This window comes from Nonomuraea soli (assembly GCF_013761175.1).
In the GTDB taxonomy this organism is placed as follows: domain Bacteria; phylum Actinomycetota; class Actinomycetes; order Streptosporangiales; family Streptosporangiaceae; genus Nonomuraea; species Nonomuraea soli.
Genome location: NZ_JACDUR010000002.1, coordinates 844,557 through 858,778 on the forward strand (window position 1 = coordinate 844,557; position 14,222 = coordinate 858,778).

The window sequence follows — 14,222 nt, forward strand, 5'->3', positions numbered from 1 at the left end:
GAGGGCGTTCGGCGGCAAATGGTTGGCCGTGATCGGCGCGGGTGTGACACCGTGACGGCGTGAGCGAGCGCCTGCCGATGACCGTGGCCGAGGCCGTCGCCGCCGAGCAGGCGGGACGGCCACTGAAGTACCTGTGCTTCTGGGGGCACCAGAGCCTGCGCCCCGGCTGCCTGTCGCAGTGGTGGGAGGCGGCCTTCACCGACGACGGCCACACGTACGGCTCGGCCGAGCACTACATGATGGCGCACAAGGCCTGGCTGTTCGGTGACGACGACACGGCGGCCGAGATCCTGGCGGCCGGCCATCCCGGCGAGGCCAAGAAGCTGGGCAGGGTCGTGCGCGGCTTCGACGACGCGCTCTGGCGGGAGCGCCGCTTCGACATCGTGGTCGGGGGCAACCTCGCCAAGTTCGGCCAGAATCCCGAGCTGAAGGAGTTCCTGCTCGGCACCGGCGATCGGGTGCTGGTCGAGGCCAGCCCGCTCGACCGCGTCTGGGGCATCGGCCTGGCCGCCTCCGACGAGCGGGCCACCACGCCGTCGGCGTGGCAGGGGCTCAACCTGCTCGGCTTCGCCCTCATGGCCGCCCGGGACACACTGGCGCAAAGCTAACGGACCGGAAAGCTAGCGGGGCGGCGCGGTGATCGGGTGCCCGGCGAGCGGCGTCGAGAGGATCATGGTGCTCGACGGCGGCCCGTAGGCGGCCAGCCGGTCGATGAGCGCCTCGAAGCCCGTCATCGACACCGCCGCCACCTCCAGGATGCTGCACACGTCGCCCGTCACCCGGTGGACCTGGCGGATCTCCGGCCACTGGGCCACCTCGGGATCGCGCAGCACGCAGCGCGCGCCGTAGCACGTCATCCGGATGAACGCCCGCACCGGCCAACCGGCGCGGGCCGGGTCGACGTGGGCGTGGTAGCCGGCGATGACACCGCTGTCCTCCAGCCGCCGCACCCGCTCGGCCACTGCCGGGGGCGACAGGTGCACACGCCGCGACAGCTCGTTGAAGGACAGGCGGGCGTTGGCCTGCAGCTCGCGCAGCAGCTCCCAGTCCATGGCGTCCACCTGGGCATCCTTTCGTTCGGCAACCGTGCTCACGCATTTTGCCGTCGATGGGCGGAAAACTCGACCCAGGGCCTTCGGAATGGCATTCCGCGCGCCCCGATCGCCGCGCGAGCATGAAGGCATGGAAACGGTACGACCGCTGAACGCCGCGGAACGCACCGCCCGGGCCAGGGCCACGGGCGGGCAGCCGATCACGGACTTCGACCAGCGCATCCCCTACGACGCCTACGTGCGCACCGATGTCCTGCACAGCCTGCAGCGGACCGTGACCGACGACCCCGGCGAGATGTCCTTCCTGATGATCACCCAGGTGATGGAGCTGTACTTCAAGCTCATCGCCTTCGAGCTGCGCGGCGCCCAGGAGCTGCTGCGCGCCGACCGGGTGTGGGAGGCGATCTCCCCGCTGAGCCGTACGGCCCTGCACCTGGAGGGGCTCAACGGCAGCTGGCGGGGCCTGCGGTGGATGACCCCCGCCGACTTCAACCGCTTCCGTGACCAGCTCGGTGAGGCCTCCGGCCTGCAGTCGGGTATGTACCGCCAGGTAGAGTTCCTGCTCGGGCTGAAGAACCCGGCGCTGCTGCGGCCGTTCAAGAGCCGCTCGGCCGAGCTGCGGAGGGCCTTCGACGGGCCGAGCGTGTGGGACGACGCCGTCGCGGCGCTCGCCAGGCGCGGCCACGACCTGCCGCAGGAGCTGCTGGTGCGCGACTTCTCGATCGAGCACGAGCCGCACGAGGCGGTCGAGCGTGCCTGGGTCGAGGTCTACCGCGACACCTCGCCCGGCAACGACCTGCGCCGGCTCGGCGAGGCGCTGACCGACGTGGCCGAGGCCTTCGGCGAGTGGCGCCGCCAGCACGTGGCCGCGGTGCGCCGTTCGATGGGCCACAAGCCGGGCAGCGGTGGATCCAACGGGCTGGCCTGGCTGGAACGCAGCATGGCCCGGGTGGTCTTCCCCGAGCTGTGGTCCGCCCGGACCCACATGTGAGAGGAGCGAGCATGCACGTGGCAGTGGTCGGCGCCGGGCTCACCGGCTGCCTGCTCGCCTGTTACCTGGCCAGGCGCGGCTACGAGGTCACCCTCTACGAGCGGCGCCCCGACCCGCGCCAGGGCGGCGCCGAGCGCGGCAGGTCGATCAACCTGGCGATCTCCGCCCGCGGACGCGACGCGCTGCGCCGCATCGGTCTGGAGGAGAAGGTGATGGCCGGGGCGCTGCCGATGCGCGGCCGGATGATCCATCCCGTCGACGGCCCGCTCGACTTCCAGAGCTACAGCCACGACGGCACGGCCGCGATCAACTCCATCAGCAGGGCGGCGCTCAACGACACCCTGCTCGACGCCGCCGAGGCCGCTTCAGGCGTCAAGATCCTCTTCGGCCACCGGCTGACCGGCCTCGACCCCGAGACCGGCGAGCTGACCTTCGACACCGGCACCGCCAAGGCCGACGTCATCCTCGGCGCCGACGGCGCCGCCTCGGTCGTGCGCGGGCACATCAAGCTCGACGAGCACGTGGACCTGCTCGACCACGGCTACAAGGAGCTGACGATCCCGGCCGTGGACGGGGAGTTCGCCCTGGATCCGGGCGCGCTGCACATCTGGCCGCGCGGCGACTCCATGATGATCGCCCTGCCCAACCCCGACCGCACCTTCACCTGCACCCTGTTCTGGCCGAAGCGGGCCTTCGCGGAGGTGGAGCCGGTCGTCGTGGAGCACTTCCGCGCCGTCTACCCGGACGTGATCCCGCTCGTGCCCGACCTGGCCGAGGCCTACCCGCGCAACCCGGTCGGCACGCTCGGCACCGTGCGCTGCACGCCCTGGCAGCGCGGGGGCAGGGTCGCCCTGATCGGCGACGCGGCGCACGCCATCGTGCCCTTCTACGGCCAGGGCGCCAACTGCGGCTTCGAGGACGTCGTCGAGCTCGACCGGTGCCTGGAGGAGACGGGCGGCGACTGGGCGCGGGCGCTGCCGCTGCTGGAGGAGCGCAGGCGGCCCAACACCGACGCCATCGCGGCGATGGCGCTGAACAACTTCGTCGAGATGCGCGACAAGGTGGCCTCGCCGGTCTTCCGCGCCGTGCGCACCCTGGAACACCGGCTGGAGGACCTGCTGCCCGGCGTGTACGTGTCGGAGTACGAGCTGGTGTCGTTCTCGACGCTGCCCTACGCCCGCGTGCGCAGGCGGGTGAGGTGGCAACGCCGTGCCCTGGCCGGAGCGGCGGCGCTGCTGCTGACGGGCATCGCCGCGAGCCTGGCGACCGCCCGGCGCCGGGCGAGGTGAGCGCGCCCGGTCCTGGGGCCGCGGGAGGTGAGCGCGCCCAGGCCCCCGGCGCCGACGGGGACCTGAGCGCGCCCGATCAGCCCCCCTGATCGGGATCGGCCCGCACCGGGCCGAACTCGGCGCGGGTGTCGACGACGCCGCCCACCGGCACCCAGCGCGACCCCTCGAACCGGGCCATCTGCAACGACTCGATGGGGAACGCGTCGCCCGGCCCGGTCGACACGGTGATGCCCGGCAGCAGCATGTCGAGCTCCACCTTGCGCAGGTCGCGCATCGCCGCGCGCAGGGCCTCGCGGGAGGGGCAGCGCATGCCCTCCAGCACCTTGACGAAGGCCTGCGCCGCCGTCCAGCCGTACACCACCTGCTGGCCGGCGGGGTCGGCCTCGGGCACGTACCGCCGCACGGCCGCCAGGTAGGTGCCCACGGCGGGGTCGTCGGCCGACTCGGGCGCGCCGGGGTCCTTCTGGAATCCGGCGGTCACCACGCCCTGCACCCTGGCGTGCCCGACGGCCTTCAGCATCGACGGCGCGGCGGCCACGCCGTTGAGGATGTGCAGCGGGTTCCAGCCGGGCATGGCGGCGTCGACGGCCAGCGCCTGGGCGGCGAACTTGGGCGTGCTCACGTCGAGCAGCACGTCGGCGCCGGAGGCGGCGAGGTTGGCGACCTGGCCCTGCACGCTCGGGTCGGTCACCTCGTAGCTGCGGGTGGCGACGATCCGCACCGAGGTGCCGTCGATCGCCCGGCGGAATCCGTCCAGCAGATCGTGGCCGAAGTCGTCGTTCTGGTAGAGCACGGCGACGCGGGCCTCGGGCCGGGTCTGGGCCAGGAAGTGGGCGTAGACGCGGGCTTCGGCGACGTAGCTGGGCTGGAAGCCGATCGTCCAGGGCCGGGTGGCGTCGGTGCCCCACCGGGTGGCCCCGGTGGCGACGAACACCTGCGGCACCCGGTGCGCGTGCGCGTACTCGCGCACGGCCGCGGTCGAGGGCGTGCCCAGCGTCTGGAACAGCGCGAACACCCGGTCGTGCAGCACGAGCCTGCGCGCCTCCTCCACCGCGCGGGCGGGCTGGTAGGCGTCGTCGCGCACCAGGAACTCGATGCGCCTGCCCGCCACGCCGCCGCTGTCGTTGACGTGCGCGAAGTAGGCGCGCACACCCTGCGCGACCGCCGCGTAGGCGGAGGCCGGCCCGGACAGCGGGTAGATGCCGCCCACCTTGACGGAGGTCGCGGTGACGCCCGTGCCGATCTGCCCGGCGCACGCCCCGGCCAGCACCTCCTCGCCGGGCCTGCATCCCGACAGCAGCAGCACCAGTGCCATGATCAGGCGTTTCACGCGCGCCTCCGAAGCAGGCCCCACAAGGTACGGCGCAGCAGGCCGGCCAGGCCCGCGGGCGCCACGTAGACGATCAGCAGGAGCAGCAGCCCCGACACGATCCCCGGAGCGGCGGGGTCGAACTCCTGCGCCACGGCGGGTACGGCCAGCACGGCGAACGCGCCGAGCACCGGCCCGGCCAGCGTGCCCAGGCCGCCGATCACCACCCCGGCCAGCAGCGTGATCGACAACGCCAGCGTGAAGGAATCCGGGGAGACGAAGCCCGCCGTCCAGGTGTAGAGCGCCCCCGCCACGCCCGCGTACATGGCGCTCCACGCGAAGGCGGCGGTCATGTGAGTCGCCGCCCGGATGCCGAGCGTCTCGGCGGCGGCGGGATGTTCGCGCAGCGCCGTCAGGGCCCGCCCGGGACGCGAGCCCGCCAGGCCCCGCATGCCCGCGAACGCCGCGGCCGTCACCATGAGCACCAGGAAGTAGACCCACTGGTCGTCGTCGAGCCCGAGCAGGCCTTCCGGGGCCGGCACGGTCAGCCCCATCGCCCCTCCGGTCAGCCCGGCCAGGCGTTTGAGCAGCGGCGGCAGGACGACCGCGACCGCGAAGGTCACCATGGCCAGGTAGAGCCCGCGCAGCCGCAGCGCGGGCCGTCCCGCAGCCCAGCCCAGGCCGAAGGTGGCCAGGGCGGCGGCGGGCATGGTGAGCGGGTACGGCACGCCGAACTGGGCGATGAGCACCGCCGAGGTGTAGGCGCCCACCCCGAAGAAGGCGCCGTGTCCCAGCGAGAGCCTGCCGCTGCGCCCGACGACCAGGTCGAGGCCGAGCAGCGCGACCGTGTACACCAGCACCAGGGTGAGCTGGAAGAGCCGGTAGGGCGGCAGCGTGAACGGCAGCACCACGGCGGCCGATGCCACCAGCGCCAGGGAGGTGCGCCGCCACGGCCAGTCGGGGCGCCGGTCGCCCGCCTCGTGGCCGACGGGGAGCCGCCGGTGCCCGGCGGCGACGGCGTTCACGCCCGCTCCACGGGCGCGGTGCCGAACAGGCCCCGCGGTCGCAGCAGCAGCACCGCGACGATCAGCACGAGCGGCACCGCGATCTTCAGGTCGGCGCCGACGAATGCCAGGTAGGTTCCGCAGAGCGTCTCGGTGACGCCTACGATCAGGCCGCCGGCCACCGCGCCTGGCGCGCTGTCGAACCCGCCGAGCACGGCGGCGGCGAAGGCGTAGACGAGGACCCCGGTCATCATCGCGGGCTCCAGGAAGAGCGACGGCGCGAGCAGCACTCCCGACAACGCGCCGACGGCCGAGGCCGCGCCCCAGCCCAGGGCGGCCACCTGCCCGACTCTGATGCCGGACAGCCGGGCGGTGCGCGGGTCGGCGGCGACCGCCCGCATCACCAGTCCGAGCCCGGTGTGACGTACCACCAGGGCGAGCGCGCCGAGCACCAGCCCGGCCAGCCCCGCCGCGGCAAGCGCGGCCAGCCCGGCGGGGGCGTCGGGGAACGGGCTGGGGAAGGCGCGCAACGCCGAGCTCCACACCAGGGCGGCGAGCGCGTTGACCAGCACGTACAGGCCGATGGTGGCCACGACGGGACTGATCGGTCCCGGCGCGGACTCCACCCGCCTGATCAGGACCCGCTCGGTCAGCATGCCGGCGGTGAAGGCGACGGCCACGGTCACCGGCAGCGCCGCCCAGTACGGCAGGCCGGAGTCGACCAGTTGCCAGGCGACGTAGGTGGCCAGCAGCGCCAGCTCGCCCTGGGCGAAGTTGACGATCCCGGTGAAGCGGTAGGCGAGCACGAGGGCCAGCGCCAGGGCGGCGTACCCGGCCCCCGCGCCCAGCCCTTCCGCCAGTTGCTGGAAGAACACGCTCACCACCTCCAGCGGGTGCGCAGGTCGGCGATCTTGCCCGACTCCACGACGTAGGAGCGGTGCGCGATCCGGAGGGCGGTCGCCACGTGGTGCTCGACGATGATCATCATGGTTCCCTCGTGCCTGTTGATCGCGTGGATGGCCTGGAACAGCACACCCTCCGCGCGTGGAGCCAGCCCTCGCAGCGGCTCGTCCAGCAGCAGGAGACGGGGCCGGGCCAGCAGCGCCCTGCCGATGGCCAGCAGGCGCTGCTCGCCGCCGCTCAATGTCCCGGCGGGCTGGCTGAGGTGCGCCTGCAGCACCGGGAAGTAGCCGAACAGCCACTCCAGGTCGGCGGCGAAGTGGCGCCCGGACCTGGCGCCGACGCGCAGGTTCTCCCGGACGGTCAGCGGGGCGAACGTGCCGCCCTCCTGGGTGACGTGCCAGACCCCGAGCCTGGCGATCTCCTCGGGGCGCCGTCCCAGCAGCCGCACGCCGTCGAGTGTCACCGTGCCGCGAGCTCTGACCAGTCCCGACAGGGCTCGCAGCAGCGTGGTCTTGCCCGCGCCGTTGGGCCCGGTGAGCACCGCGATCTCGGCCTCGCCCACCTCCAGGTCGACGCCGTGCAGCACGCGGGCCGCGCCGTACTCCGCGCGCAGCCCGCTCACCCGCAACCCGCTCATCGCACCACTCCCAGGCAGGCGCTGATGACCGCCGGATCGTTCCGGACGGCCTGCGCCGGGCCGTCGGCGATCTTGTGTCCCAGCTCCAGGCAGACGATCCTGCGGCACAGCGCGAGCACGAACTCCATGTGGTGCTCCACGACGATGATCGTCAGTCCGCGCTCGCGGTGCAGGCGGGCGATCAGCTGCGCGAAGGCGGGCACCTCGCCTGGAGCCAGCCCCCCGGCGGGCTCGTCGAGCAGCAGCAGGCGCGGACCGGCCGCCAGGGCGCGGGCGATCTCGATCCGCTTGGTCAGCCCGTACGGCAGCGCCGTCGGCGGATGGTCGGCGTAGGCGCTCAGGCCGAAGGTCTCCAGCAGCGCGTCGGCCTGCTCGCCCAGCCCTCGTTCCTCGGCGGCGGTCCGGCCGAGCGCCGCGCCCCAGAACCCCGCCCGGCCGTGCCGGTGCGCTCCCACCATCACGTTCTCGCGCACCGACAGGCCGGGGAACAGGGCGGCGTTCTGGAAGGTGCGGGCGATGCCGTACCCGGCGACCTGGTGCGGGGGCAGCCCGCCCAGCTCCTGGCCGCCCAGCCGCATCGACCCCTCCTGAGGCGAGCACCGCCGGGTCAGGCAGTCGAGCAGGGTGCTCTTGCCCGCCCCGTTGGGGCCGATGAGGCCGACCAGCTCGCCCTCGCCGACGTCGAGGTCGACGCCGGCCAGGGCGGTGAGGCCGCCGAAGCGCATGGTCAGTCCCCTGACCTCCAGCAACGCTCCCAGGGGGCCAGAAGGGAACCAGCTCAGCGGGAACCGCCCCTCGGGCAACGGCCCGGCCACGGCTCAGCCCGCCGCTGGCACGGAGTACTCCTTGGCCAGGTCGGAGACGGCGGCCTCCTTGAGGATGACGGCGCCGCCGACCGCCTGCTTGTCGGGCTTGACCACGTACGAGGCGCGCGAGGCGGGCCGGTCGAAGGCGCTGAAGTCCTGCGGCTCGCCGCCGAGCCCGGCCTCCCAGGCCTTCTGGCCGCGGTGGGCGGCGATGATGCCCTCGCGGCTCAGGTCCTTGGCCTCGCACGCCTTGCGGAGCGCGTCGCCGACGATGATCGCCGCGGTCCAGCCCGCAGCGACGCCGCTGTCGAGCGTCTGGCCGGCGTACTTGGCCTGGTAGTCGGTGATCAGCTTCTGGTAGGCGGGCAGCGGGGCGCTGATGGGCGCGCCCGCGGTCACGTAGGTGAAGTCCTTCAGCAGCGCGGGCGCCGCCGGGGTGGCCAGCAGCTGCGGGCTGTAGGCCGAGTTGCTCCCCACGAACGGCACGTCCATGCCGCCGGCCAGGGCCACGCCGACCAGCGAGGCGGTCTGGCGCGGTCCGACCGAGACCAGGGCCGCCTTGATGCCCGCCTTCTTGAAGGCGGCCACCTGCGCGGTCATGTCCTGGTCGGTCGCCTTGATCTTCTGCTCGACGAGCTCCAGGCCCAGCTTCTCGGAGGCGAACTTCGAGCCCGCCAGGGCGCTCTCGCCATAGTCGCCCTCGAAGTACAGGTGCCCGATCTTGTCCCCGGCCTTGATGCCCTTCTCCTTGACCAGGTAGTCGACGGCGTTGATCATGTCGATGTCGTAGGTGGTGCCGGTGACCTGGATGGCCTCGCTGCCGAGCAGGCCGGTCGCCCACGCCATCGGGATCGTGAGGATCTTGTCCCCGGTGATCTTGGCCTTGAGCGCGGTGACCATGGGCGAGCCGATGAACTGCGGGATCGCGGCGGTCTTCGGCGAGACCTCGGTGTAGGAGGCCATCGCCTTCTGCGGGTCGTAGCCGTGGTCGCGCACGATCGTCTCGATCTTGCGCCCGCAGATGCCGCCCGCGGTGTTGATCTGCTCGAAGTAGAGCTGCTGCGCCTGGGTCAGGCTCTTGCCGAAGGAGGCGTAGGGCCCGGTCAGGTCGGTGAGCAGGCTGAGGGTGATGGTGTCGGCGGTCACGCCGGGGCCGGTCTTGACCCCGTCGCCGCCCGCCGACGCGGAGGGCTGGGCGCCGCCGGTGGCCTTCTCGCTGGCGCAGGCGGTGGCCGCCAGCGCCAGCGAGAGGAGCGCGGCCGCGCCCCTGAGGGCGGCCGTGCGATTACGAGACATGTGAGCTCCTGGTGTCGGGTAACGGGGTGGGCAACGAGGGAAGTCGCAGGCGCAGGGAGCGCAGGAGGCCGAGCAGGCCCCCGGGGAGGAAGAGCACGACACCGACGACGGCGGCGCCGTACAGCAGGCGGGCGGCCTCGGCGGGGGAGACCCCGCCGGAGCCGGGCGCGCTGACCAGCGGCAGGGCGTCGCTGTAGCGGGTGAGCAACTGCGGCAGCAGCGAGACGAACACGGCGCCGATCACCGCGCCGCCCACCGAGCCGAGCCCGCCGATCACGATCATGGCGAGGTAGTCGAGGGAGAGCAGGATGCCGAAGTAGTCGGGCACGGTGCGCTGGAAGACCAGGGCGAGCATGACCCCGGCCAGCCCGCCGTACATGGACGACAGCACGAACGCGCCCGCGCGGTAGCGGGTGACGGGCACCCCCATGACCCCGGCGGCGATCTCGTGGTCGCGGATGGTGTTCATGGCACGGCCCGGCCGCCCGCGCAGCACCCCGCGGGCGAACAGCGCGGCCAGGAGCAGCAGCGCGCCGCCCAGGAACCACAGCCGCTCCAGGGCACCGAAGGGCACGTTCATCAGGATCAGCTCGGGCGCGTCGGCGAAGGCGAAGCCGAAGATCTCCAGAGGAGGTACGGCCCGGCCGTTGAAGCCGCCCGTGACGTGCTCGACGTTGAAGAGCAGGTGCTGCCCGCCGAAGATCAGCGCTAGCGTGGCGATGCCCAGGTAGGCGCCCCTGAGCCGCCCGGCGATCGGGCTGAACAGCCCGCCCGCCACCCCCGCGAGCAGGACCGCCAGCACGGCGGCGATCGGGGTGGGCAGGCCCAGGTCGTCGGAGAACGACACGTAGGCGTAGGCGCCGACGGCCAGGAAGAAGGCGTGCCCCATGGACAGCTGGCCGGTGGCGCCGGTCAGCAGGTTGATGCCGATCGCGCCGACGGCCGCCGACATCGCGAACAGTCCGGTCTGCAGCCAGAAGCCTTCGAGGTAGAAGGGCACCGCCACGAACGCGACCAGGACGGCCGCCCAGGTGATGAGCCTAGACACGGGCCAGCTCCTTGGTTCCGAACAGCCCGGCGGGCCGCAGCAGCAGGATGACGATCATGACGAGGAAGGGGGCGACGTCGCCGATGCCGCGGCCCAGGAAGGCCAGGTCGTTCTGGTAGCCGGTCATCAGGGCCTCGGTGACGCCCACGACCAGGCCGCCGACGAGGGCGCCCGTGGTGGAGTCGAGGCCGCCGAGTATCGCCGCGGGGAAGGCCTTCAGCGCCGCCAGCGACGAGCTGCGGTCCAGTCCCGGCGTCGGGAAGACGCACAGGAACAGCGCCGCGACCGCGGCCAGCCCGCCCGCGACGGCCCAGGCGCTGAGCGAGACCCGGCCCAGCCGCACCCCCATGAGGGCGGCCGTCTCCGGATCCTCGGCGGTGGCCCGCATCGCCACGCCCCAGCCGGTGAACTTGAAGGCCAGCAGGAAGGCGGTGATCAGCAGGGCGGCCACCACCAGTGCGGCGATCCGCGTCTGCGCGATCGTGATCGGCCCCAGGTGCACCACGCCGGACTCCCACGGATCGCCCATGGCCAGCACCTCGGTGCCGATCCGCCGGGTCAGCTCGGTGGTGAGCACGATGTCGACGCCGATCGTCACGATGGCCAGCACGCTGTGGTTGGCGGCCTTGGAGCGGCGGATGACGAGGAACTCCACCAGCGCGCCCACGACCGCCGCGGCGGCGATCCCGATCAGCAGGGCGAGCCAGAAGCCCACGTAGGGGTGCAGGCGCGCCACCACGTAGCCGCCGGCCAGCAGCAGCGAGGCGTGGGCGAAGTTCACCACCTCGGTGGCCTTGAAGATGATCACGAAGCCGAGCGCGATCAGCGCGTAGACGGCTCCGATCGAGATGCCGTTGACCAGCAGTTCGATGAAGGTGATCACGATTCCCCCAGGTAGGCGCCGATGACCTTGGGGTCCGCGCGCACCTCGTCGGGCGGCCCGTCGGCGATGCGCTTGCCGAAGTCCAGGACGGTGACCCGGTCGGCCAGCCGCATGACCATGCCCATGTCGTGCTCGACCAGGAGGATCGAGATGCCCAGGCTGCGTTTCACCGAGACGATCAGCTCGGCCATCTCCACCCGCTCGCCGCTGTTCATGCCGGCGACCGGCTCGTCGAGCAGGAGCAGCTTCGGCTCCATCGCCAGGGCCCTGGCCAGCTCGACGCGCTTCTGCACGCCGTACGGCAGCAGCCCGACCGGGCTGGCGAGGTGGGCGCCGAGGCCGACGAATTCGGCGATCTCGGCGACGCGCGCCAGGTGGGCGCGCTCCTCGCGGCGGGCTCCGGGCAGGCGCAGCCCGGAGGCCACGAATCCGGCGCGGGTGAGCCGGTGGCGGCCCAGCAGCAGGTTGTCGCGCACCGGCAGGCGCGGCGACAGGGCGATGTTCTGGAAGGTCCTGGCCACGCCCAGCGCGGCGACCTCGTGCGGGCGCAGCGAGGTCAGCTCGGCCGTGCCGAAGCGCACGCTGCCCGTGGTCGCCCGGTAGACGCCGGACAGCACGTTGAAGCAGGTGGACTTGCCGGCGCCGTTGGGCCCGATGACCGCGTGCACGGTGCCGGGCTCCACGGTGAAGCTGACGGCGTCGAGCGCGGTGAGGCCGGCGAAGCGGACCGTCACGTCGCGGACCTCCAGCGGCGGCGTACCGTCTGGTCGGTATGTAGAGCTCACGCCGACCACCTCGACAGCCCGGCCCGCGATTCGAGCGCCTCCAGCGCCTCCTGCTCCCCGGTCTCGCCCAGGTAGCGGCGCCGTACCTCGTCGCTGCCCGCGAGCTCGGACGCCGGGCCCTCCAGCGTGACCTGCCCGACCTCCAGCACGTAGGCGTGGGAGGCCAGCGAGAGCGCCATGGCGACGTTCTGCTCGACCAGCAGGACCGAGGTGCCCGCGGCGTTGATCGTGCGGACGGTCTGGGCGATGCGGGCGGCCATCTGCGGGGCCAGGCCCAGCGTCGGCTCGTCCAGCAGCAGGACCTTCGGGTCGGCCATCAGGGCCCTGCCGATGGCCAGCATCTGCTGCTCGCCGCCCGACAGCAGGCCCGCGCGCTGGTGGGCGCGCTCGGCCAGCACCGGGAAGAGCTCGTGCACCCATTGGGCGGCCTTGGCCGCCGCGGCGCGCGGCGTGCCCAGCCCGCCCGCCCGAAGGTTCTCCGCGACCGTCATGCGGGCGAAGACGCGGCGCCCTTCGGGCACGTGCGTCACACCGCGCCGGACCGCCGCCGCGGCGGGCAGCCCGTCGACCCGGTCGCCGTCGAGGGCGATCCGTCCTGCGGTGACCCGCCCGCGGTGGAATCGGAGCGTTCCCGAGACCGCGCGCAGCAGCGTCGTCTTGCCCGCGCCGTTGGCGCCCAGCACCGCCACGATCGAGCCGGACGGCACGCTGAGGGTGATCCCGCCCAGCGCCCGCACGGGACCGTAGTCCACCGCGAGGTCCGCGATTGTCAGCTCAGCCATTCACTGTCCTCCCATGCGGGCTCACCCAAACCTCTGACGTGCGCCGTCGTCCAGATGCCCGGCGCAAGTCGGGCGCGTTGCACAACGGGCGGCGCGCCCGTTGTGCACCCGCACAGGCCCAGGTCACAAATCGCTACAGAGCCTTGTTCTAGACAAATGGTCGGTGGCAACCTCGGGGAATGCGCCCTCATTCGTTCGTGGACGAGGACGTCCGCCAGACGTTGCGAACCGCCGCCAGCGCCTTGCTCGACCACCACCTGACCCGGCTGACCGACGACCTGGTCGACCGGGTACGGCAGGCCGACGAGGTGTACTGCGCGTACGTCTCCTACGAGGACCACTGGAGCAGCACCCGCGAGGGTGTGCGCCAGGGACTCGCGGCGATCCTGCAGGAACCCTCCGAGCGCCGTGACCTGGTCTTCACCGCGGCCATGGCGCAACGCAGGGCCGAGCAGGGACTGCCGCTGGACTCGCTGTTACGCATGTACCGCATCGCCGGCCAGGTCACCTGGACGGCCATGGTGGAGTACACGGAACGCGAGTTCCCCGACCGGCTCGGCGTGCTGGTGCGCGCCGCGGGCCACGTCTGGCACGCGATCGACAGGCAGTGCATGGTGACGTGCGACACCTACAGCAGGCGGGAGCAGGAGATCCTGGGCCGCAGCAAGGAGCGGATCGACGCTATCCTCGACGCGTTGCTCGACGGCACCGCTGACGCCGGAGTCGTGCGGACCGCAGCCGCCTCGCTCGACCTGCCCGAGCGCGGCCGCTACGCCGTCGTCACCGTGCGCTTCCCCGGCTACCGCCACCAGGACGACGTGCGCCTTCCCGGCTCGCTCGGCGGCGCCCGGCTGCTGTGGCGCATGCGCGCCGGTCACGAGGTGGCCGTGGCCGCCCTCGGCGAGGTCACCCTCGACGAGCTGTGCCAGGAGCTGAGCCTCATCGTCAGCGGCGTCGGCGGCGTCAGCCCGGTCGTCGGCGGCCTGGCCGAGCTGGGCGGCGCCCACGAACTGGCCACCCTGGCCATGCGCACCTGCCTCGACGGCGGGCCCGAACTCGCCAGGCTCGACGCGCGCATCCCCGCCGTCCTGGTCATCACCCAGCCCGACCTGGCCGGGCACCTGGTCTCCGGGACCCTCGGCCCGCTGCTCTCCCTCGACGCCGCCGACCGCGACCTGCTGCTGACCACCCTGGAGACCTGGATGGCCTGCGACGGCTCGGCCGCCAGGGCTGCCAGACGCCTGTTCTGCCACCGCAACACGATCATCAACAGGGTGCGCAGGATCGAGCAGCTCACCGGGCGCTCGCTGGCCCGCCCGCGCGACATCGTCGACATCGCGCTGGCCCTCGAAGCGGTGCGGCGGCTGCCGGAAACCACCTGACCAGGCATGCTCCGGCCGGTTGCGGGAAGGGCTGACCGTCACCGAGGAGGAGGGG

The 14,222-nt window shown here is 72.7% G+C and carries 15 protein-coding genes; 4 read left to right on the forward strand and 11 right to left on the reverse strand.

Translation table 11 applies throughout. The features are described 5' to 3' along the window. The first annotated feature begins 77 nt into the window (after positions 1-77). On the forward strand, positions 78-608 hold the full coding sequence (gene ybiA, locus HNR30_RS11030; protein WP_181610014.1) for a riboflavin biosynthesis intermediates N-glycosidase: 531 nt from the start codon (positions 78-80) through the stop codon (positions 606-608). Positions 609-620: 12 nt separating this feature from the next. On the opposite strand, the gene HNR30_RS11035 is transcribed toward ybiA, so the two are convergent. Further along, a complete protein-coding gene (locus tag HNR30_RS11035) occupies positions 621-1,052 on the reverse strand; it encodes an Lrp/AsnC family transcriptional regulator (RefSeq protein WP_220133513.1) in 432 nt (143 codons plus the stop codon). A 130-nt stretch (positions 1,053-1,182) separates the two neighbouring features. On the opposite strand from HNR30_RS11035, the gene HNR30_RS11040 reads away from it, so the two are divergent. Together HNR30_RS11040 and HNR30_RS11045 are read left to right on the forward strand one after the other, a co-directional pair. Next, positions 1,183-2,043 (forward strand): tryptophan 2,3-dioxygenase, encoded by an 861-nt coding sequence (locus tag HNR30_RS11040; protein WP_181609663.1) that lies wholly within the window; start codon positions 1,183-1,185, stop codon positions 2,041-2,043. A gap of 11 nt (positions 2,044-2,054) precedes the next feature. Next, complete coding sequence (locus HNR30_RS11045; protein ID WP_181609664.1) at positions 2,055-3,332, forward strand: FAD-dependent oxidoreductase; 1,278 nt, start codon at positions 2,055-2,057, stop codon at positions 3,330-3,332. Positions 3,333-3,408: 76 nt separating this feature from the next. Here HNR30_RS11045 and HNR30_RS11050 read toward each other — a convergent pair whose 3' ends face one another. Genes HNR30_RS11050 through HNR30_RS11095 form a run of 10 tightly spaced genes read right to left on the reverse strand, consistent with a single transcriptional unit; the run spans position 3,409 to position 12,785 of the window. Further along, on the reverse strand, positions 3,409-4,662 hold the full coding sequence (locus HNR30_RS11050) for an ABC transporter substrate-binding protein (RefSeq protein WP_181609665.1): 1,254 nt from the start codon (positions 4,660-4,662) through the stop codon (positions 3,409-3,411). Next, positions 4,659-5,666: a branched-chain amino acid ABC transporter permease gene (locus HNR30_RS11055; RefSeq protein WP_181609666.1), complete on the reverse strand. Its 1,008-nt coding sequence runs from the start codon at positions 5,664-5,666 to the stop codon at positions 4,659-4,661. The genes HNR30_RS11050 and HNR30_RS11055 overlap by 4 nt, the downstream gene beginning before the upstream one ends. Next, complete coding sequence (locus HNR30_RS11060; protein ID WP_312894326.1) at positions 5,663-6,520, reverse strand: branched-chain amino acid ABC transporter permease; 858 nt, start codon at positions 6,518-6,520, stop codon at positions 5,663-5,665. The genes HNR30_RS11055 and HNR30_RS11060 overlap by 4 nt, the downstream gene beginning before the upstream one ends. A 2-nt stretch (positions 6,521-6,522) precedes the next feature. Continuing rightward, on the reverse strand, positions 6,523-7,185 hold the full coding sequence (locus HNR30_RS11065) for an ABC transporter ATP-binding protein (protein WP_181609668.1): 663 nt from the start codon (positions 7,183-7,185) through the stop codon (positions 6,523-6,525). Further along, on the reverse strand, positions 7,182-8,000 hold the full coding sequence (locus HNR30_RS11070; protein ID WP_312894327.1) for an ABC transporter ATP-binding protein: 819 nt from the start codon (positions 7,998-8,000) through the stop codon (positions 7,182-7,184). Before HNR30_RS11070 ends, HNR30_RS11065 begins: the two co-directional genes overlap by 4 nt. A 3-nt stretch (positions 8,001-8,003) precedes the next feature. After that, positions 8,004-9,287, reverse strand: a complete 1,284-nt coding sequence (locus HNR30_RS11075) for an ABC transporter substrate-binding protein (RefSeq protein ID WP_181609669.1) — start codon at positions 9,285-9,287, stop codon at positions 8,004-8,006. Then, a complete protein-coding gene (locus HNR30_RS11080; protein ID WP_181609670.1) occupies positions 9,277-10,335 on the reverse strand; it encodes a branched-chain amino acid ABC transporter permease in 1,059 nt (352 codons plus the stop codon). The genes HNR30_RS11075 and HNR30_RS11080 overlap by 11 nt, the downstream gene beginning before the upstream one ends. Further along, positions 10,328-11,218, reverse strand: a complete 891-nt coding sequence (locus HNR30_RS11085) for a branched-chain amino acid ABC transporter permease (RefSeq protein ID WP_181609671.1) — start codon at positions 11,216-11,218, stop codon at positions 10,328-10,330. Before HNR30_RS11085 ends, HNR30_RS11080 begins: the two co-directional genes overlap by 8 nt. After that, positions 11,215-12,003, reverse strand: a complete 789-nt coding sequence (locus HNR30_RS11090; protein ID WP_181609672.1) for an ABC transporter ATP-binding protein — start codon at positions 12,001-12,003, stop codon at positions 11,215-11,217. Before HNR30_RS11090 ends, HNR30_RS11085 begins: the two co-directional genes overlap by 4 nt. Then, a complete protein-coding gene (locus HNR30_RS11095) occupies positions 12,000-12,785 on the reverse strand; it encodes an ABC transporter ATP-binding protein (protein WP_181609673.1) in 786 nt (261 codons plus the stop codon). The genes HNR30_RS11090 and HNR30_RS11095 overlap by 4 nt, the downstream gene beginning before the upstream one ends. Positions 12,786-12,964: 179 nt before the next feature. On the opposite strand from HNR30_RS11095, the gene HNR30_RS11100 reads away from it, so the two are divergent. Beyond that, complete coding sequence (locus tag HNR30_RS11100; RefSeq protein ID WP_220133404.1) at positions 12,965-14,167, forward strand: PucR family transcriptional regulator; 1,203 nt, start codon at positions 12,965-12,967, stop codon at positions 14,165-14,167. Positions 14,168-14,222 lie beyond the last annotated feature (55 nt).

What these genes read in the sequence shown, in the direction of transcription:
- ybiA (WP_181610014.1), top strand. Translation starts at nt 78, where the DNA reads ATGACCGTGGCCGAGGCCGTCGCCGCCGAGCAGGCGGGACGGCCACTG.
- HNR30_RS11040 (WP_181609663.1), top strand. Translation starts at nt 1,183, where the DNA reads ATGGAAACGGTACGACCGCTGAACGCCGCGGAACGCACCGCCCGGGCC.
- HNR30_RS11035 (WP_220133513.1), bottom strand. Translation starts at nt 1,052, where the DNA reads ATGGACTGGGAGCTGCTGCGCGAGCTGCAGGCCAACGCCCGCCTGTCC.
- HNR30_RS11065 (WP_181609668.1), bottom strand. Translation starts at nt 7,185, where the DNA reads ATGAGCGGGTTGCGGGTGAGCGGGCTGCGCGCGGAGTACGGCGCGGCC.
- HNR30_RS11095 (WP_181609673.1), bottom strand. Translation starts at nt 12,785, where the DNA reads ATGGCTGAGCTGACAATCGCGGACCTCGCGGTGGACTACGGTCCCGTG.
- HNR30_RS11100 (WP_220133404.1), top strand. Translation starts at nt 12,965, where the DNA reads ATGCGCCCTCATTCGTTCGTGGACGAGGACGTCCGCCAGACGTTGCGA.
- HNR30_RS11075 (WP_181609669.1), bottom strand. Translation starts at nt 9,287, where the DNA reads ATGTCTCGTAATCGCACGGCCGCCCTCAGGGGCGCGGCCGCGCTCCTC.
- HNR30_RS11045 (WP_181609664.1), top strand. Translation starts at nt 2,055, where the DNA reads ATGCACGTGGCAGTGGTCGGCGCCGGGCTCACCGGCTGCCTGCTCGCC.